This window comes from Nocardia sp. BMG111209, assembly GCF_000381925.1.
In the GTDB taxonomy this organism is placed as follows: Bacteria; Actinomycetota; Actinomycetes; order Mycobacteriales; family Mycobacteriaceae; genus Nocardia.
Genome location: NZ_KB907309.1, coordinates 577,722 through 595,659 on the forward strand (window position 1 = coordinate 577,722; position 17,938 = coordinate 595,659).

Consider the following 17,938-nt stretch of genomic DNA (forward strand, 5'->3'; position numbering starts at 1 on the left):
CGTCGCGGCGACGGTTGAAGCGTCAGGCCCCGATCCGCTCGATGATCGTCACATTCGCGGTGCCGCCACCCTCGCAGATGGTGAGCAGGCCGTACCGTCCCCCGCGACGTTCCAGCTCGTGCAGCAGTGTCGCGAAAAGCTTTGCGCCCGTTGCCCCGAGCGGATGTCCGAGGGCGATCGCGCCGCCGTTGACATTCACCTTGTCCGGATCCGCGCCGGTCTCCTTCAGCCACGCCAGCACCACGGAGGCGAACGCCTCGTTGATTTCGATCACATCGATGTCGTCGATGGTGAGACCGGTCTTCTCGAGCGCCCATCTGGTGGCCGCGATCGGGGCGGTGAGCATGTAGATCGGATCCGCGCCGCGCGCGCTCACGTGATGGATGCGCGCCCGCGGGGTCAGCCCGTACTCCTGCACCGCCCACTCCGAGGCCAGCAGGGTGGCGCTCGCACCGTCGGAGATCTGGCTGGCGACGGCCGCCGTCAGCCGGCTGCCCTCCGACAACGGTTGCAGCGCGGCCATTTTCGCGAGACTGGTCTCGCGCGGGCCCTGATCGATCCAGAAATCGCCGACCGGCACGATCTCGCGATCGAAGCGGCCCTCGGCGATGGCGGCGCGGGCCCGGTCGTGACTGCGCAGCGCCCAGTGCTCCATATCCTCGCGGCTGATGTCCCACTTCTCGGCGATCAGCTGCGCACCGTTGAACTGCGACACCTCGCCGGTGCCGTAGCGGTGGTCCCAGCCCTCGGCGCCGACGAACGGGGATTCGAAGCCGTACTCCTTCCCGGCCAGCATCGCGGCCGAGATCGGGATGGCGCTCATGTTCTGCACGCCGCCGGCCACGATCACCTCGGCGGTGCCGCTCATGATGGCCTGCGCGCCGAAGTTGATCGCCTGCTGGCTGGATCCGCACTGCCGGTCGACGGTGACGCCGGGCACCTCCTCCGGATATCCGGCGGTGAGCCAGGCGGTGCGGCCGATATTGCCGGCCTGCGGGCCGATGTTGTCGACGCAGCCGACGATCACATCGTCGACCTGCACGGGGTCGATCGCGTTGCGGCCGAGCAGCCCGCGCAGCGCGGCGGCGCCGAGATCGGCCGGATGCACCCCGGCCAGCGCGCCGCCGCGCTTGCCGACCGGCGTGCGCACGGCGTCGATCACGTACGCCTCCCGCACGGGGGCGTACTGACGGCGGGTCGGTGCAGACATGAGAGCTCCTACTTGCTGTGTTCCGTTGCGCCGGAAAGCTGTTCGGCCGGCACCGCCCGGGTCTCCGGATTGGTGAGCCCGTCCAGCACGATGGTGAGGTACTGCTTGGCGAGGGTGCCGACGGTGATCCGGCCGCCGGGCCGGTACCAGCGCACCGCGACCCATACCGTGTCGCGCAGGAACCGCAGCGCCAGTTCGACATCCAGCTCGGGCCGGAAGCTGCCGTCGGCGACGCCGAGTTCCAGCACCCGGGACCAGATCTGCCGGAATTCCCGGTTGTATTCGTCGATGTAGTCGAAACGCGGTGTGCCACTGAGTCGTTTGGCCTCGGCCTGATAGATCGCCACCGCGGCGTGCGAGTGATCGAACGACTCGTACGACGCGATCACCAACGCCTCCAACGTATCCCGCGCCGACAGGTTCGCGGCGACGATCTCCCGGTAGCGGCCGAAGAGGTCGTCGAGGAAGCCGCGCAGGATCTCGTCCACCATCGACTCCTTGGAATCGAAGTGATGGTAGAGACTGCCGGATAGAATCCCGGCCGCGTCGGCGATGTCCCGGACCGTGGTGGCACGCAGCCCACGTTCGGCGAACAGCTCGGCCGCCAGGGCGAGCAGTTCGGTACGACGTGCGGATTTGGCGGTGTCGGGTGCGGTCACATCGGCCATGATACAACCAAGCATTTGCTTGGTCCACGGGCGTGCCGATGTGCCCGGCCACAGCCCGGGGGCGGATGTCAGCGCAGCGAGAAACGCAACGGCGAGGCGACCGAGAGGTCCGCGAGCAGCCGGTCACAGATGACCACCGGGGAGACACCCGCCCGCGCCATCCGCGCGACCAGCGCCAGACGCCGCTCACAGCTGTCCCATTCCACGGTCAGCGGGCCGCGGCCCGGTCCGGCGTCCACGGTGGCCATCGCGCGCGGCGGGCCGCTGTGCGTCGGCTCCTCGCTGATCTTCAGCACCATGCCGCGCTGCCAGGCGTGATAGGCGTCCATATCCGCGCCGATCACCAGCTTGTCGGTGGCCGCGCACAACCCCTGTGAGATGCCGTCGGCGAAAGCGATACCGTCGAGCCGGAACCCACGGCAGCGCCGCACCACCTCCAGCAGGTCGGCCCGCACCTCGCACAGCAGGGCGGTGCGCTGCCGGCGTCGCGAATCGTCGTCGTTCTCGCACTTGTGCCGGATCAGGCCGATGCGGCGAGCCCGGTCGTGATCGCGGGCCATATCGGTGTGCAGGGCGGCGCGCGGATCGCGGCCCACTTCCGTCTCGTCGACGGCGTGCGCCGCCAGGATCTGGGCCGCCCGGGTTGCCGTCACCACCGGCGACGAATGGTCGAGCAGTTCGGCGCCGAGGGTGAGCGCCGCCAGCACGATGCCGTCGACCCGGCGCCGCGTCAGAACCACTTCGCGTACCAGCTCGAGCTCGCGTGCTTCATCATCGATCGCGTCGCCGACCGCATCGCCGTCGACCGCGTCGTCGTCTCTGTCGCAGTTGTCGCTGTGACGACGGTCCAGACCCATGGGTCCAGGTCCCTTCGGAATCGCCGAATCGGCCACTCCCAGGATTGCACACCGGGGGCGGGTCGGCGCCACCCAATTTCGGTCGAGGGTGTTTCGTCACGAGCGCTCGCTCCGGCCGGGCCGGTCAGGCGCGCTGGCTGGAGACCGACACCACCTCACCGGTCAGATACGAGGTGTAATCGCTGGCCAGCACGGCGATCGTGGCCGCGACCTCCCACGGTTCGGCGGCCCGGCCGAACGCCTCGTCGGCCGACAGTCGATCCAGCAGTTCGGTGGAGCTGACCTTGTCCAGGAACGGATGCCGCGCGATGCTCGGCGCCACCGCGTTGATCCGCACCCCCAGTTCGGCGGCCTCCACCGCGCTGCACCTGGTCAGCGCCATGACGCCGGCCTTGGCGGCGGCGTAGTGCGCCTGCCCGTACTGGGCCCGCCAGCCGAGCACGCTGGCGTTGTTGACCACCACGCCGCCGTGGCCCGCGGTGCGGAAGTAGTTGAGGACGGCCCGGGTACACCTGAAGGTCCCGTTGAGGGTGATGTCGAGGACCCGGTCCCACTGCTCGTCGGTCATGTCGACCACCGGGGTCTCGCCGCCGAGACCGGCGTTGTTGACCATGATGTCGATGCGGCCCAGCGCCGCGGCCGCGTCGCGGATCAGGGCGTCGACCTGTCCGGTACTGGTCACGTCGCACACCACCGCGGCGACCCGGCGATCCGGATACGCGGCGCGCAATTCCTCCTCGGTCTGCTTCAACCGGCGCTCGTGCCAATCGGAGACCACGACGTCGGCGCCCTCGTCGAGCAGCCGGCGCGCGGTCGCGGAGCCGATGCCGGTACCGGCCGCGGCGGTGATCACCGCGGTGCGGCCGGTGAGCAGGCCGTGGCCGGCGACGGGTGGCGGCGGAACGGAGAGGTCGGTCACGGATGGTCCTTCCGGGTCGGTGATGTGGTCAACGCGCTTCGCGAGGCAGGCCGAGGACGCGTTCGGCGATGATGTTGCGCTGCACCTCGTTCGAGCCGCCGTAGATGGTGTCGGCGCGGGTGAACAGGTACAGCCGCTGCCATTCGTTCAGCTCGCCGGAACTCGCGCCGTCGAGGTCGCGGGCCAGCAGGCCGGGTGCGCCGAGCACGTCCATGGCGAGTTCGCCGAGGCCGCGATGCCAGTTGGCCCACAACAACTTCGACACCGAGGCCTGCCCGGCGGCGGTGCGGGCGTCGACGGTCTCGTGCGCGGATTCCAGCGTGCGCAGCGCGTGTGCGCGCAGTACCCGCAGGCCCACCCAGGCCCGGTCGAGGCGCTCGGCCAGCACCGGATCGCCGAGCGCGCCGGTGGATCGGGCCACCGCCTCCAGATCCGCGAGTTCCCGGGCGAACCGGATCTGCTGGCCGACGGTCGAGATGCCGCGCTCGAAGGTCAAGGTGCCCATGGCAACTCGCCAGCCGTCGCCGGGTGCGCCGACCACCAGGCCCGCCTCGGTGCGCGCGTCGTCGAAGAACACCTCGTTGAATTCCGAGGTGCCGGTGAGCTGGACAATCGGCCGGACCTGTACACCCGGCTGCTTCATCGGTACCAGCAGATACGAAAGCCCTTTGTGCCGAACCGATCCCGGCTCGGTGCGGCAGACCGCGAAGCACCAGTCGGACAGATGGGCCAGCGAGGTCCAGATCTTCTGGCCGTTGATCACCCAGTGCTCGCCGTCGAGGCGGGCCGAGGTGCTCACCGCGGCCAGGTCGGAACCGGCGCCGGGCTCCGAATAGCCTTGGCACCACAGCTGTGTGACGGTCTTGATACCGGGCAGGAAGCGCTGCTTCTGTTCCTCGGTGCCGAAGGCCAGCAGCGTCGGTCCGAGCAGTTCCTCACCCAGGTGCGACACCCGCGCGGGCGCATCGGCTTTCGCGTACTCCTCGTGGAAGATCACCTGCTGCCGCAGCGTGGCGTCACGGCCGCCGTACCGCGCGGGCCAGCCGAGGCAGGTCCAGCCCGCCGCGGCGAGGTGCCGGTCCCATTCCAGCCGCTCGTCGAAGGCCTCGTGCTCGCGGCCCGGTCCGCCGAGTCCGCGCAGTTCCCGGAATCGCCCGCCGAGGTTCTCGGCCAGCCATTCACGGATCTCGGCGGCGAATCGCCGGTCGTCGGCGGGTGTCCCGGTGACCGAATCGGAAGTCTGGATCGCGCTCACTCCGGTAGAGTAACCTACCAAGCACTTGCTTTGTAGACCGATCGAGGACGGCCGTGACAACCCCTCCGCAGACCACCCCCGGCGCGCTGCACGCGGCGGCCCGCGCCTACGGCGACGCGACCGCCGTACACGACGGCGACGTCGAACTGAGCTGGTCGCAGCTGCTGGACGAGGTCCGGCAGGTGGCCGGTGCGCTGATCGCCCGCGGCGTCGCCCGCGGCGACCGGGTCGCCATCTGGGCCCCGAACACCCATCACTGGGTGATCGCCGCGCTCGCCGCCCACTACACCGGCGCGGCACTGGTACCGCTGAACACCCGCTACGTCGCCGACGAGGCCACCGACGTCCTGGCCCGGGTCGGCGCCACCGCGCTGTTCATCGCCGGGCCGTTCCTCGGACGGGATCGGCTGGCCGAATTACGCGCCACCGCACCGGAACTCGACATCGCCACGGTGATCACGATCCCCGCCGAGGGCACCGATTCCGCCGCGCCGGACCGGATCTCCTGGACACGACTGCCCGAACTCGCCGCGACGATCCCCGCCGAGCGGATCACCGAACGCGGCGAATCGGTTGCGCCGGAGGATATCTCGGACATCCTCTTCACCTCCGGCACCACCGGGCGCAGCAAGGGCACCCTGGTGGCGCAGCGGCAGGCCCTCGCGGTGTCCCGGGCGTGGGCGCAGTGCGCCACCCTGAACAGCTCCGACCGCTATCTGGTGATCCCGCCGTTCTTCCACAACTTCGGCTACAAGGCGGCGATCCTGACCTGCCTGGTCACCGGCGCGACCATCGTGCCGCAGGCCACCTTCGACGTACCCGAGGCGATGCGGCTGGTCCAGGATCTGCGCATCACCGTGCTGACCGGGCCGCCCACCATCTATCAGACCGTCCTGGACCATCCCCGCCGCGCCGAATTCGATCTGTCCAGCCTGCGGGTCGCGGTCACCGGCGCCTCCGTGGTGCCGGTGGTGCTGATCGAGCGGATGCGCGACGTCCTGCGTTTCGACGTGGTGCTCACCGCGTACGGCCTGTCGGAATCGGCCGGCTTCGGCACCATGTGCCTGCCCGAGGACGACGCGGAGACCATCGCCAACACCTCCGGCCGGGCCATCGCCGATTTCGAGATCCGCATCGCGAGCAACGGCGAGGTGCTGATGCGTGGCCCCAACGTCATGCTCGGCTATCTGGACGATCCGGTGAACACCGCCGAGACCATCGATCCCGAGGGCTGGCTGCACACCGGCGACGTGGGCGTGCTGGACGAGCGCGGCTACCTGAAGATCACCGACCGGCTCAAGGACATGTACATCTCCGGCGGATTCAACGTGTATCCGGCCGAGATCGAGCAGAACCTGGCCCGGCTCGACGGCGTCGCCGAATCCGCGGTGATCGGCGTACCGGACGAGCGGATGGGCGAGGTCGGCAAGGCATACGTGGTGCGCGCACCCGGCGCCGAGGTCAGCACCGCGGACGTGCTCGCCCACGCGGGCCGCTCCCTGGCCAACTTCAAGGTGCCGCGCTACGTCGAATTCCGCGATCAGCTGCCCTACAGCGCCGCCGGGAAAGTGCTCAAGCGGCAACTACGTGAGGAGAATTCGTGAATTCGCAAGCGCCGGTTCCCGGCGAGCGGGACGGCCGATAGCCATGGATCTCGACTTCGATTCCGGCGCCGAGGAATTCCGCGCCGAGGTACGGGAGTTCCTGCGCGCCAACGTACCCGCCACGCCGCTGCCCTCGATGGACACCCGCGCGGGCTTCGAGGCGCATCGCGCCTGGGAGCGCACCATGGCCGAGGCCCGCCTGTCGGTGGTGGCCTGGCCCGCCGAATTCGGCGGACGCGACGCGTCGTTGCTCGAATGGGTGCTGTTCGAGGAGGAGTACTACGCCGCCGGCGCGCCGGGCCGGGTCAGCCAGAACGGCATCTTCCTGCTGGCGCCGACCCTGTTCGAACACGGCAGCCCGGAACAGCTGGGCCGCATCCTGCCGCGGATGGCGCGCGGCGACGACATCTGGGCGCAGGCCTGGTCCGAGCCCGAGGCGGGCAGCGATCTCGCCGGTATCCGATCCACCGCGCGGCGGACCACCGGCGGCTGGATCCTCGACGGCCAGAAGACCTGGAGTTCCCGTGCGGCGTACGCGGATTGGGCCTTCGGCCTGTTCCGCAGCGACCCGGACGCGGAACGGCACCGCGGCCTCACCTATGTGATGTTCCCGCTGACCGCCGACGGCGTCACCGTGCGGCCGATCCCGCAGCTCGACGGCGAGCCCGGCTTCGCGGAACTGTTCCTGGACAGCGTGTTCGTGCCGGATCGGGACGTGATCGGCGAACCGCACAACGGCTGGCAGGTGGCGATGGCGACCTCCAGCAACGAGCGCGGCCTGTCGCTGCGCAGCCCCGGCCGGTTCACCGCGACCGCGCGGCGGCTGCTCGACCTGTGGCGCGAGACCGCCGATCCGGCCGATACCGCGGCCCGGAATGCGGTGGTGGACTGCTGGATCGGCGCCGAGGCGTATCGGCTGGCCACCTGGGGCACCGTGACCAGGCTGGCCGAGGGCGGCAAGCTCGGCGCGGAATCCTCGGTGAACAAGGTGTTCTGGTCGGATCTGGACATCGGCCTGCACGAGACCGCTCTCGACCTGCTGGGCGCCGCCGCCGAGCGCAGCGGTCCGTGGACCGACGGTTACCTGTTCTCGCTGGCGGGCCCGATCTACGCCGGTACCAACGAGATTCAGCGCAACATCGTCGCCGAACGCCTCCTCGGGCTGCCGCGCTGACCGCCGCACGACTTCGAACGGAACCGATATGAGATTTGCCCTGGCTCCCGAACAACGGGATTTCGCCGGCAGCCTGCGCAAGATCTGCGAGACCGCGGGGACCCCGAACATCGTCCGCAGCTGGAGCGGTGGTGATCACCGCGGCGGGCGCGGGCTGATCCGCCAGCTGGCGGGCGCCGGTGCGCTGGGGCTGATCGTCGACGAGCGGTACGGCGGATTCGGCGCCACGCCGGTGGATCTGGTGGTGGCGTGCGTGGAATTCGGCCGGGCCGCGGTGCCGGGTCCGCTGGTGGAGACCGCCGCGGTGATTCCCGCACTGCTGCAAGCGCTTCCGGATCCCGCGCCGGCGCAGCGCTGGCTGCCCGCGCTGGCCGAGGGCACGGTGCTGGGCACGATCGGCCCGGCCGCGGACCAGCCCGCTCTCGACGCCGACACCGCCGAGGTGGTGCTGGCCGTCGACGGTGACCGGCTCTCGGCCGCGCATCGGATCGGCCCGATCCGCTCGGTGGACGCCGCCCGCCGCCTGTTCTCGACCGCCGCCGACGAGACGGTCGCCGAGGGGGACGGGGTGCGCGCCGCCGCGGCGGCCGCCTTCGACGCCGGTGTGCTGGCCGTCGCGGCCCAGACCCTCGGCGCGGGCCGCGCACTGCTGGACACCAGCGTGTCCTATGTGAAACAGCGGCGGCAGTTCGGCAAGCCGATCGGGCAGTACCAGGCCGTCAAACATCACCTGGCGAATGTGCTGATCGGCCTGGAGATGGCCGAGCCGCTGCTGTACCGGGCGGCCCTGAGCGTCGCCGGCGACGATCCGGACATCCGGGCCCGCGACGTCTCCGCGGCCAAGGTGGCCTGCGCCGATGCCGCCTACCGTGCGGCCCGGACCGCTCTGCAGGTGCACGGCGCCATCGGCTACACCGCCGAATTCGACCTGTCGCTGTGGCTGACGAAGGTGATGGCGCTGCGAACAGCCTGGGGCACCGGCGATTTCCATCGCGGCCGGGTCGCCGCGGCACTGCGGGCCGAGCGGGGTGCGGCGTGAGCACCACCGCGGAACGCCACGAACTCGCCACCACCGTGCGCGCGGCCCTGACCCGGCACGGTGACCGCACCGTGCTGCGGCGCGCGATCGACGGCGACACCGGATACGACGAGCACCTGTGGCGCGTGTTGTGCGAGCAGGTCGGCGTCGCGGCGCTCGCGGTGCCGGAGGAGTTCGGCGGCATCGGCGCGGGTCTCGCCGAGGCGCTGATCGTCGTGGCGGAGCTCGGCCGCACCCTGCACGCGCCGCCGATGCTCGGCTCGGCGGTGCTCGGCGTGCAGGCGCTGCTGCTGTCCGGCGACGCCGACGCGTGTGCGCGACTGCTGCCGGAGGTCGCCGAGGGTGCCCGCACCCTGGCGGTGTGCTGGGCCGGCGCGCGCGGCTGGGACGACTTCGGCGTCCGGGCCGAGAACGGAAAGCTCAGCGGCACCGCGCATTACGTGCTCGACGGAGGCGCGGCCGATACGCTGATCGTGGTCACCGCCACCGGACTGTACGAAATCGACGCCGCCGCAACCGGAGTCACCCGGACGGCGGTGGCGACGATGGATGTCACCCGGCGCCTGTGGGAGATCGGCTTCGACGCCGCCCCCGCCCGTGCGCTGGTGGGTGACGCCGCTGCGCCGGCCGCCCGGCTGCGCGACATCGCCTGGGCCGCACTGGCGGCCGAGCAGGTGGGCGCGGCGGACGAATGCCTCCGCGCGACAGTCGAATACACCGGATCCCGGGTGCAGTTCGGGCGGCCGATCGGCGGCTTCCAGGCGTTGAAGCACCGGATGGCGGATATGTACGTACTGGTGGAATCGGCACGCTCCGTGGCCGATTCGGCGATCTCCGCTTTGGACGCGGGCGACGAGTTCGCCGGCGCGGAGATCGCGGCCGCGCGGATCCACTGCACGGAATCCTTCCGATCCGTGGCCGGGGAGATGATCCAGCTGCACGGCGGTATCGCCATCACCTGGGAACACGACGCCCATCTGTTCTTCAAGCGCGCGCACGCCGACGCCGAGTTGTTCGGCGTCCCCGCGCGACCGCTGGCCCGACCGGCCTGATTCCCGGGGTCACATCCCGGGCCCGTATGCCGTCGCGTGGGCCCGACCGGCCACCCCGTACCGGCCATGCTCGCTTCGACCAGCGACTACCGCGGCTCGACCCCTTCCACGTGACTCACCTCACCCCAAATATAGTTAGCCGAACTATTCATCTAGATAGTTAGCGTATGTAAAGTAATCGTCGTGCAGTCGAACCAGGCGGAGGGATCCGCGCCCTTCACCCCGGCGCAGAGCCATCTGGTCGACATCGCGGTCGCCGTCGGCCGGTTGGTCCGGGTGGTCCGATCGCTCGAGGAGCGGCCGCCCGCGACCCTGCGGGCGCTGTCGGTCCTGGACGAACGACGGGCGCTGCGGATCAGCGAGTTCGCCCGCCTCGACGGCTGCTCCCAGCCGACGGCAACGGCGCTGATCGGCAGGCTGGCGGCCGCTGGGCTCGTCGGCCGGACCAGGGATCCCGGCGACTCCAGAGCCGTGGTCGTCGAGCTGACCCCGGCGGGACGCGACTGCCTGAACGCGTCCCGCCGGGTGATCGGCACGACCCTCGCCGACCGGCTGCCCTCCTTCGGCCCGGACCGGCTGGACCGGCTGCGCGCCGAGCTGGCCGAGCTGCTCGGTGAATTGAAAAGAACTGCACCACAACGTTTTCCAGACCAGGAACAGTGATGACCAGTACCGTCCGACCTCCCGCCCATGCGGCCGCCCGTTCGAAGCACGCGGCCACCCGTCCGCGAACCACACAACCGAAGGCCGTCTGGGCGGTGGCCTTCGCCTCGGTGATCGCGTTCATGGGTATCGGCCTGGTCGATCCGATCCTGAAGCCGATCGGCGAACAGCTGCACGCCTCGCCGTCCCAGGTGACGCTGCTGTTCACCAGCTACATGCTGGTCACGGGCGTGGCGATGCTGATCACCGGTGTGGTCTCCAGCCGGTACGGGGCCAAGCGGACGCTGCTGTCCGGCCTCGCGATCATCGTGGTCTTCGCGGCGCTGGCGGGTAGTTCGCACAGCGTGGGTCAGATCGTCGGTTTCCGGGCCGGATGGGGCCTCGGCAACGCGCTGTTCATCGCGACCGCGCTGGCCACCATCGTGGGCTCGGCCACCGGCGGGGTCGCCCGGGCCATCATCCTGTACGAGGCCGCGCTGGGCATCGGCATCGCCGCGGGTCCGCTGGTCGGTGGCTTCCTCGGCGGAATCACTTGGCGCGCACCGTTCTTCGGCGTCTCGGTGCTGATGGCGGTGGCGTTCGTCGCGCTGATCGTGCTGCTGCCGGAGGCGCCGCGGCCCGACCGGCACACCTCGATCATCGCGCCGTTCCAGGCATTACGGTTCCGCGGGCTGTTGCTCGTGAGTATCACCGCGCTGCTGTACAACTACGGATTCTTCACGCTGCTGGCCTACACCCCGTTCCCGTTGAACATGGGCACCTACGCGATCGGCTTCATCTTCTTCGGCTGGGGTCTGCTGCTGGCGATCGCCTCGGTGTGGCTCGCGCCCGGATTGCAGCGCCGCTTCGGAACCGTTCCGATGGTCGCGACCGCGCTCGCGCTGTTCGCCGCCGACCTGGCCGTGATGGCGATCGGCGCGCACCACCGGCCGGTGCTGATCGTCTGCACCGTGCTGGCCGGCCTGTTCCTCGGCGTCAACAACACGCTGATCACCGAGGCCGTGATGACCTCCGCGCCGGTGGAACGCTCCACCGCCTCGGCCGCCTACAGCTTCGTCCGCTTCGTCGGCGGCGCGGCGGCCCCCTATCTGGCCGGCAAGCTCGGCGAGCACGCGACGGCGTTGCCGTTCTGGGTCGGCGCCGGCTGTACCGCGGTCGGCGTGGTGGTGTTCCTGGGCGGCCGCTCCGCCCTGGGGCCCGCCACCGGTCACCACCACGATCCGGCGCCGCACAGCGTCGCGGAGGCCCAGGCGATCACCCTCGCCGACGACTGAATCGCGGTGGTTCCGGGGCCCGGCACGATCTGCCGGGCCCCGTTTCGCGCGTGCTCACATTGTCACCGGGCGCGAGTACCTTCGGCGGGTATGACGGAAACGAATCGTGGACGTATCCGGACCGAGCCCGGTCATCGCCGGGTGCGGGCATATGTGCGGGGGCGGCTGGTGGTCGACACCGTCCGGCCGCTGCTGGTCTGGGAGGGGCCGCACTACCCCACCTATTACTTCCCGGTCGACGATGTGCACGCCCGGCTGGAGCCGACCGGTGCGAGCAAACATTCGCCGAGCCGCGGTGAGGGCGTCGTGCACAACGTGGTCGTCGACGACGACGTGCGGACCGACGCCGCCCTGCGCTATCCCGAGTCGCCCATCCCGGAGTTGCGGGAGGTGGTCCGGCTGGACTGGCAGGCGATGGACGACTGGTTCGAGGAGGACGAGCCGGTCTACACGCACCCGCGCGATCCGTACCACCGGGTCGACATCCTCGCCAGTTCCCGGCACGTACGGGTGGAGATCGAGGGGCGGACCGTCGCCGACTCACGGTCGCCGCGCATCCTGTTCGAAACCGGGCTGCCGCCACGGTATTACCTGCCGCTCACCGATGTCCGGCTCGATCTGCTGACCCCCTCGCCGACCCGGACCGGCTGCCCGTACAAGGGCACCGCCGAATACTTCACCGTCCGCCTGGACGGCACCGAACATCCGGATCTGGTGTGGCTGTACCGGACTCCGCTGCCGGAGAGCCAGAAGATCGCGGGCCTGGCCTGTTTCTACAACGAGAAGGTGGATCTGTACGTCGACGATGTGCTGCAGGAGCGGCCGAAGACGCAGTTCAGCTGAGTATCTCGGCGACCAGGCGCGGTAGCGCGTCGCCGATGGGCTCGCGGATCAGTTCGGTGGCGTAGCGGTCGTACGGGGTGGGTTCGGCGTTGATCACGATCAGATCGGCGCCGCTGTCCACCGCGACCGCGCACATCGACGCGGCGGGTTCCACCTGCAGGGAGGTGCCGATCGCCAGGAATATCGCGCTGCCGACGGCGATGCGCTCGGCCGCCTGTACCGAACCGGCGTCCATCGCCTGGCCGAACATGATGGTCGCGGACTTGAGGATGCCGCCGCACTCGGGGCACGGCGGATCGGGCTCACCGGCGGCGACCCGGTCCAGGGTGGCGGCCATCGAGGTGGTGAAGTCGCAGTCGATGCACACCACCTCGAACATGTTGCCGTGGATCTCCACCACGCGGTCCGGCGGCGTCCCGGCCTGCTGATGCAGCCGATCGATGTTCTGGGTGATGATCGAGACGTCCCGGACCTCGCCCAGCCGCACCAGCGCGCGGTGCGCGTCGTTGGGCGTGGCCTGCCAGGCCGGATTGTCCCGGCGGGCCAGCCAGGAGCGTTGCCGCAGTTCGGGATCGGCCACATAGTGCGGATAGGTGGACAGCAGTTCCGCGATCGGATCCTTCGTCCAGACCCCGCGCGGACCGCGGAAATCCGGGATTCCGGAATCGGTGGAGATCCCCGCGCCGGTGAGCACGCCGATCGGTCCGGGCCGCTGCCGCCACTGCGTCATGATCACCAGGGTACGAGGGGCATCGGGCGTGCATCCGTCCGGCACGGGGGCGATTGCTAGGCTCAGCGGGTGTCGAGCCAGCCACGGGTGACCAGGCGCCGCGCCGAAACCCGGCAGCGGCTGCTGGACGCGGCTTTCGAAGCGTTCGCCGACGAGGGATTCGGCCGCTGCACCGTCGAGCAGATCTGTGAGCGAGCGGGTTTCACGCGCGGGGCCTTCTACTCCAATTTCACCTCCCTGGAGGAACTGTTCCTCGCCATGTGGGAGCAGCGCTCGGAATTGTTGCTGCGCGAGGTGACCGCGGTCCTCGCCGAGGACGCCGCCGAGGCCATGACCGATCTGCGCACCGGCGTGGAGCTGGTGCTGCGCGCGGTTCCGGTGGACGACCAGTGGTTTCGCATCACCTTCGAGTTCACCGCGCACGCCCTGCGCAATCCGGCGCTGCGCCGGGTGGTCGCGGCGCGCGAGGACGCGATCGTGGCGGCCCTGCTGCCGGTGGTGGAGAAACTGCTGAACCGGGTCGGACGCATCGTCACCGATCAGGTGGCGCTGGGCCGGGCCCTGGTCGCCGTGCACGACGGCACCGCCGCGCAGTGCCTGCTCGAGCCCTACGACGTGACCGCGTGGGACCGCCGGGTCGACCTGTTCACGCTGGTGGTGCTCGCCTACAGCGAGGAGACGCGGTGAGTCCGGACCTGTCCGTCACGGTCGGCGGGCAGCGGGTCCGGCTGCGCGACGAGGGCGATCCGGCCGCGAAACCCGTTGTGCTGCTGCACGGTTTCGCCGGATCGGGGCACTGGTACGACCGGGTCGCGGCGCTGCTCACCGGCGGGTTCCGGGTGATCCGGCCGGATCTGCGCGGCCACGGTGGCACCGGCGGCCACCACGACCTCGACGGACCGGCCCAGGGCCGCACGATCGCACAGCTGCTGACCGCCCTGGATGTGCACGACGTCACCGTGGCCGGGCACTCCTTCGGCGCGGACGTCGCCCTCGCCACCGCCGACCAGTCGCCCCGCGTGCGGCGGATCGCGCTGATCGATCAGGCTCCCGACTATCGCGACGCCCGTTTCCCGGCCGGCAACGGACTGCTCGCCGATCCGCTGCTCGGACCGCTGCTGCACCGGGCGGCGCTGCCGCCGTTCGTTCGATTCGGCCTCCGATACGGAGTCGCACCGGGTTTCGATGTGCGCACCGCCTTCGACGATCCGGAGCAGGGCGTGCGGGACTACCGCGCGATGAGCCCGTACATGCCCCGCACGGTCATCGTGGATCGCCGCCGCCGGCTGGCGGTCAACCCGCTCGACGCGCAGATCCGCGCCCTGGCCCTGCCGACCCTGGTGCTGCACGGCACGCACGACCGCTTCTACGACTGCGCGACCACCACGGCGCGCTATCGCGCCACCGGCGCCCGCGTCGAAATCGTCGACGGCGCAGGACATTCCCCGAACATCGAGCGACCCGCCGTGGTCGCCGAGCTGCTCGCGGATTTCGCCGGTCGTTCCTGAGCGAACGGATCCGGCCGTGGTGGTGGCCGTCTGCGATATCCGGCGGCCCGGGAAACGGTGCGGCTGTGAGCAAGTGGCCCGGGAAGTGGTGCCGCTGTAAGCAGAGGGTGCGGGATCCGTCGGGGTATTGTCCGGATCCGGGGCCGTGCGCAACGATCGTCTCGAAGGCGACGGAGCGGAGCGGGACATGGGTGAACGGCCCGAATTGGCGGCAGTGCTGGATATGCAGCCACATCCGGAGGGTGGCTGGTATCGCGAAACCTGGCGCAGCCCAGTGGAATTCATGACCAGCGGATACGACGGCACGCGTGCGGCCGCGACGGCGATCCATTTCCTGTTGCTGCCGGGCGAACGGTCCGCACCGCATACGGTCCGCTCGGACGAGCTGTGGTTGTGGCATCGCGGCGGCCCGCTGCTGCTGAACATCGATGGCGCGGAGATCGTCCTCGGGCCCGATGTGGAGCACGGGCAGTTGTTGCAGGCCGTGGTCCCCGGCGGTGTCAGCCAGGCCGCCCGCCCGGCCGGTGACCAGTACGTTCTGGTCAGCTGCGTGGTTTCCCCGGGGTTCGATTTCGCGGACTTCCGGCTGGATTGACGGCCCGACACCGATTCCGGTCGGACAGGCATTCGCGTGCGGAGTTGTGCACACCCATCCCCAAGACGTGTGGACAAAAAGTGGAGACTCGAAGCCATTCAGAGTCTTTCGATGCATTTCTACAGTTGCTTCTGTCGGTCCGGCGAACCGCCGGACGACGAGGACGAAGGAGCTCACGATGCACGCGGTGATCCAGAAGACCTTCGGCGGACCCGAAGTACTGGAACTTGTCGAGATCGACCGGCCGGCACTGCTTTCCGGCGAGGTACTGGTACGGGTACGGGCCAGTGCGATCAATCCGGTCGACGTGGCGGTGCGCTCCGGCGCCTTCCCGATGCTCGGCGAACCGCCGTTCGGCCTCGGCTGGGACATCTCCGGTGTGGTGGAGGCGACCGGTCCGGGGGCGCGATACGAGGTCGGCGAGGAGGTCTACGGCATGCCGTTCTTCCCCCGCGCCGCCACCGGATACGCGGAGTACGTGGCCGCGCCGTCCCGGCAGCTGGCCCGGAAACCGAAGTCGCTGAGCCACATCGAAGCGGCGGCCCTGCCCCTGGCCGGGTTGACCGCCTGGCAGGGCCTGGTCGACAAGGCTCACGTCGGCCCCGGCGACCGGGTCCTGATCCATCGCGCAGCCGGTGGTGTCGGCCATCTGGCCGTGCAGATCGCCAAGGCGCGCGGGGCGTACGTCATCGCCCTGGCCAGTGCGGGCAAACACGATTTCGTCCGGGGTCTCGGCGCGGACGAGGTGATCGACTACCGCAGTACCGATTTCACCGAGGTGGTCCGCGATGTCGACATCGTCCTCGACTCGGTCGCCGCCGGCGCACGCTCCCTACGGGTCCTGAAGCCGGGCGGCATCCTGGTGACCATCCTCGAACACACGAATCCGCAACTGGAAGCGGAGGTTCGTGCGGCGGGCCGCCGCTTCGCCGGTATCTCGGTCGAACCGGACTACGCGGCCCTGGAGTCGATCGCGGAACTGGTGGACGCCGGCGCACTGCGCCCCGCCGTCGCCGCGACCCTACCCCTGGCGCAGGCCGGCAAGGCCCACGAGCTGGTCGCCGCGGGCGACATCGTCGGCAAGGTTGTGCTAGAGGTCGGCTGACCCGGCAACCCGGCAACCCGGCAACCCGGCAACCCGGCAACCCGGCAACCCGGCAACCCGGCAACCCGGCAACCCGGCAACCCGGCAACCCGGCAACCCGGCAACCCGGCAACCCGGCAACCCGGCAACCCGGCAACCCGGCAACCCGGCAGCACGGCAACCCGGCAGCACGGCAACCCGGCAGCACGGCAACCCGGCAGCACGGCAACCCGGCAGCACGGCAGCACGGCAGCACGGCAGCACGGCAGCACGGCAGCACGGCAGCACGGCAGCACGGCAGCACGGCAGCACGGCAGCACGGCAGCACGGACAAGATTGGGGTCGGGGCACCGATTCCGGTACGAAGGAGGCGGGGATGGATGTGCTCAGTGAGGCCTTGGCCTCTATGCGGACCGCGGCGCCGCGGTCGGTGCGTACGGACGGACGAGCGCCGTGGGCCATGCGGCTGCCGCCGACGGCGGGTGCGGGATTTCATGTGGTGCTGCACGGCGCTTGCTGGATCTACCCGTCCGAGCACAGCATGACACCCATCGCACTCGGCCCCGGGGACGTGATCTTCGTGCGGGACAGCGCCGGGTACATCCTCGCGGACCATCCCGATACCGAAGCGCAGGTCCCCTCGGCCGAGCAGTACACCGCGCGACCGCCGGTGGGTGCGTTGCAGGTCGGTGGGGACGGGGCACCGACCAGCCTGCTCTGTGGCAACTACCATCTCGACGGGCAACGGCCGCATCCGCTGCTGCGGCAGTTGCCGGAGGTGATTCATCTGCCGGCGCGGCACGGGCGGCATCCGGAGTTGGCCGCCGCCGTCGGTTTGCTGAGTTCCGAACTCGACAATCCGCGGGCCGGTTCGTACGGCATCGTCCCCGCGCTGATCGATGCGCTGCTGCTCTACATCCTGCGGGCCTGGATCGACGAGCAGCCGTCGTCGGTGAGCACGGGATGGGCTGCGGCGCTGCGGGATCCGGCCATCGCTGCGGCGCTCGCCGTCATCCACGAACAACCGGCGGTCACCTGGACCGTGCAATCGCTGGCCGATCACGTCGGACTGTCCCGCGCCGCATTCGCCCGCCGGTTCGCCCTGATGGTCGGCGAACCGCCGCTGGCCTACCTGACCCGCTGGCGCCTCACCATCGCAGCCCGGCTGCTCCGCGAGGACGATCTACCCGTCGGTGCGATCGCGTTGCGAGCCGGCTACGGGTCGGAGTTCGCCTTCAACAAGGCGTTCAAGCGGGAATACGGCTTGGCGCCGGGACGATATCGGCGTCAAACCCGCTCTGCTGCTTGACTATTCGCGCGCGGATCGACCGGATGTCGGCAGAGCGGTCGGCGCGGCTGCTCCGCTGCACACGGCAGTCTGCTGTGCTAGGCGACTCTGCCGCACTCGGCGACTCTGCCGCACTCGGCGACTCTGCCGCGCTCGGCGACTCCGCCGCGCTCAG

At 70.0% G+C, this 17,938-nt stretch carries 18 protein-coding genes; 12 read left to right on the forward strand and 6 right to left on the reverse strand.

Annotation, left to right across the window (positions count from 1 at the left end; all coding sequences use genetic code 11):
- Positions 1 to 22: 22 nt before the first annotated feature.
- The 5 genes from G361_RS0133800 to G361_RS0133820 form a co-directional block, all read right to left on the reverse strand.
- Complete coding sequence (locus tag G361_RS0133800; protein ID WP_019931570.1) at positions 23 to 1,177, reverse strand: acetyl-CoA C-acetyltransferase; 1,155 nt, start codon at positions 1,175 to 1,177, stop codon at positions 23 to 25.
- A 41-nt stretch (positions 1,178 to 1,218) separates the two neighbouring features.
- Positions 1,219 to 1,878, reverse strand: a complete 660-nt coding sequence (locus G361_RS0133805) for a TetR/AcrR family transcriptional regulator (protein WP_019931571.1) — start codon at positions 1,876 to 1,878, stop codon at positions 1,219 to 1,221.
- 68 nt (positions 1,879 to 1,946) lie between these two features.
- On the reverse strand, positions 1,947 to 2,735 hold the full coding sequence (locus G361_RS0133810) for a hypothetical protein (protein ID WP_019931572.1): 789 nt from the start codon (positions 2,733 to 2,735) through the stop codon (positions 1,947 to 1,949).
- 124 nt (positions 2,736 to 2,859) lie between these two features.
- Complete coding sequence (locus tag G361_RS0133815; RefSeq protein WP_019931573.1) at positions 2,860 to 3,654, reverse strand: SDR family oxidoreductase; 795 nt, start codon at positions 3,652 to 3,654, stop codon at positions 2,860 to 2,862.
- 28 nt (positions 3,655 to 3,682) lie between these two features.
- Positions 3,683 to 4,909, reverse strand: a complete 1,227-nt coding sequence (locus tag G361_RS0133820) for an acyl-CoA dehydrogenase family protein (protein WP_019931574.1) — start codon at positions 4,907 to 4,909, stop codon at positions 3,683 to 3,685.
- 53 nt (positions 4,910 to 4,962) lie between these two features.
- On the opposite strand from G361_RS0133820, the gene G361_RS0133825 reads away from it, so the two are divergent.
- The 7 genes from G361_RS0133825 (at position 4,963) to G361_RS0133855 (ending at position 12,558) form a co-directional block, all read left to right on the forward strand.
- Positions 4,963 to 6,513, forward strand: a complete 1,551-nt coding sequence (locus G361_RS0133825) for a FadD3 family acyl-CoA ligase (RefSeq protein WP_019931575.1) — start codon at positions 4,963 to 4,965, stop codon at positions 6,511 to 6,513.
- 43 nt (positions 6,514 to 6,556) lie between these two features.
- Positions 6,557 to 7,687: an acyl-CoA dehydrogenase family protein gene (locus tag G361_RS0133830; protein WP_019931576.1), complete on the forward strand. Its 1,131-nt coding sequence runs from the start codon at positions 6,557 to 6,559 to the stop codon at positions 7,685 to 7,687.
- Positions 7,688 to 7,715: 28 nt separating this feature from the next.
- Entirely contained in the window at positions 7,716 to 8,726 is a 1,011-nt protein-coding gene (locus G361_RS0133835) for an acyl-CoA dehydrogenase family protein (RefSeq protein WP_019931577.1), read from the forward strand.
- On the forward strand, positions 8,723 to 9,778 hold the full coding sequence (locus G361_RS0133840; protein ID WP_019931578.1) for an acyl-CoA dehydrogenase family protein: 1,056 nt from the start codon (positions 8,723 to 8,725) through the stop codon (positions 9,776 to 9,778). The genes G361_RS0133835 and G361_RS0133840 overlap by 4 nt, the downstream gene beginning before the upstream one ends.
- A gap of 183 nt (positions 9,779 to 9,961) precedes the next feature.
- Positions 9,962 to 10,441 (forward strand): MarR family winged helix-turn-helix transcriptional regulator, encoded by a 480-nt coding sequence (locus tag G361_RS0133845; RefSeq protein WP_019931579.1) that lies wholly within the window; start codon positions 9,962 to 9,964, stop codon positions 10,439 to 10,441.
- Complete coding sequence (locus G361_RS0133850; protein ID WP_026343828.1) at positions 10,441 to 11,715, forward strand: MFS transporter; 1,275 nt, start codon at positions 10,441 to 10,443, stop codon at positions 11,713 to 11,715. Before G361_RS0133845 ends, G361_RS0133850 begins: the two co-directional genes overlap by 1 nt.
- Before the next feature lie 90 nt (positions 11,716 to 11,805).
- Positions 11,806 to 12,558: a DUF427 domain-containing protein gene (locus G361_RS0133855; RefSeq protein ID WP_026343829.1), complete on the forward strand. Its 753-nt coding sequence runs from the start codon at positions 11,806 to 11,808 to the stop codon at positions 12,556 to 12,558.
- Here the strand turns inward: G361_RS0133855 and G361_RS0133860 are convergent.
- Positions 12,551 to 13,288: a Sir2 family NAD-dependent protein deacetylase gene (locus G361_RS0133860; protein WP_036496344.1), complete on the reverse strand. Its 738-nt coding sequence runs from the start codon at positions 13,286 to 13,288 to the stop codon at positions 12,551 to 12,553. The genes G361_RS0133855 and G361_RS0133860 overlap by 8 nt on opposite strands.
- 69 nt (positions 13,289 to 13,357) lie before the next feature.
- Here G361_RS0133860 and G361_RS0133865 point away from each other — a divergent pair, with 69 nt between their 5' ends.
- The 5 genes from G361_RS0133865 to G361_RS0133885 all read left to right on the forward strand — a co-directional run bounded on the left by G361_RS0133865 (position 13,358) and on the right by G361_RS0133885 (position 17,784).
- Positions 13,358 to 13,975 carry a TetR/AcrR family transcriptional regulator gene (locus tag G361_RS0133865; RefSeq protein ID WP_036496172.1) on the forward strand — a complete coding sequence of 206 codons (618 nt, stop codon included), beginning with the start codon at positions 13,358 to 13,360 and terminating at the stop codon, positions 13,973 to 13,975.
- Positions 13,972 to 14,796 carry an alpha/beta fold hydrolase gene (locus G361_RS0133870; protein ID WP_019931584.1) on the forward strand — a complete coding sequence of 275 codons (825 nt, stop codon included), beginning with the start codon at positions 13,972 to 13,974 and terminating at the stop codon, positions 14,794 to 14,796. The genes G361_RS0133865 and G361_RS0133870 overlap by 4 nt, the downstream gene beginning before the upstream one ends.
- Positions 14,797 to 14,983: 187 nt before the next feature.
- Entirely contained in the window at positions 14,984 to 15,391 is a 408-nt protein-coding gene (locus G361_RS0133875; RefSeq protein WP_026343830.1) for a cupin domain-containing protein, read from the forward strand.
- A 178-nt stretch (positions 15,392 to 15,569) separates the two neighbouring features.
- Positions 15,570 to 16,496: an NADP-dependent oxidoreductase gene (locus tag G361_RS0133880; protein WP_019931586.1), complete on the forward strand. Its 927-nt coding sequence runs from the start codon at positions 15,570 to 15,572 to the stop codon at positions 16,494 to 16,496.
- A gap of 355 nt (positions 16,497 to 16,851) precedes the next feature.
- Positions 16,852 to 17,784 carry an AraC family transcriptional regulator gene (locus G361_RS0133885; protein WP_026343831.1) on the forward strand — a complete coding sequence of 311 codons (933 nt, stop codon included), beginning with the start codon at positions 16,852 to 16,854 and terminating at the stop codon, positions 17,782 to 17,784.
- Positions 17,785 to 17,938: the final 154 nt, after the last annotated feature.

Excerpts from the sequence above, each read along its gene's own strand:
- G361_RS0133810 (WP_019931572.1), bottom strand. The coding sequence starts at position 2,735 with ATGGGTCTGGACCGTCGTCACAGCGACAACTGCGACAGAGACGACGAC.
- G361_RS0133805 (WP_019931571.1), bottom strand. The coding sequence starts at position 1,878 with ATGGCCGATGTGACCGCACCCGACACCGCCAAATCCGCACGTCGTACC.
- G361_RS0133830 (WP_019931576.1), top strand. The coding sequence starts at position 6,557 with ATGGATCTCGACTTCGATTCCGGCGCCGAGGAATTCCGCGCCGAGGTA.
- G361_RS0133835 (WP_019931577.1), top strand. The coding sequence starts at position 7,716 with ATGAGATTTGCCCTGGCTCCCGAACAACGGGATTTCGCCGGCAGCCTG.
- G361_RS0133885 (WP_026343831.1), top strand. The coding sequence starts at position 16,852 with ATGGATGTGCTCAGTGAGGCCTTGGCCTCTATGCGGACCGCGGCGCCG.
- G361_RS0133850 (WP_026343828.1), top strand. The coding sequence starts at position 10,441 with ATGACCAGTACCGTCCGACCTCCCGCCCATGCGGCCGCCCGTTCGAAG.
- G361_RS0133855 (WP_026343829.1), top strand. The coding sequence starts at position 11,806 with ATGACGGAAACGAATCGTGGACGTATCCGGACCGAGCCCGGTCATCGC.
- G361_RS0133875 (WP_026343830.1), top strand. The coding sequence starts at position 14,984 with ATGGGTGAACGGCCCGAATTGGCGGCAGTGCTGGATATGCAGCCACAT.
- G361_RS0133860 (WP_036496344.1), bottom strand. The coding sequence starts at position 13,288 with ATGACGCAGTGGCGGCAGCGGCCCGGACCGATCGGCGTGCTCACCGGC.
- G361_RS0133880 (WP_019931586.1), top strand. The coding sequence starts at position 15,570 with ATGCACGCGGTGATCCAGAAGACCTTCGGCGGACCCGAAGTACTGGAA.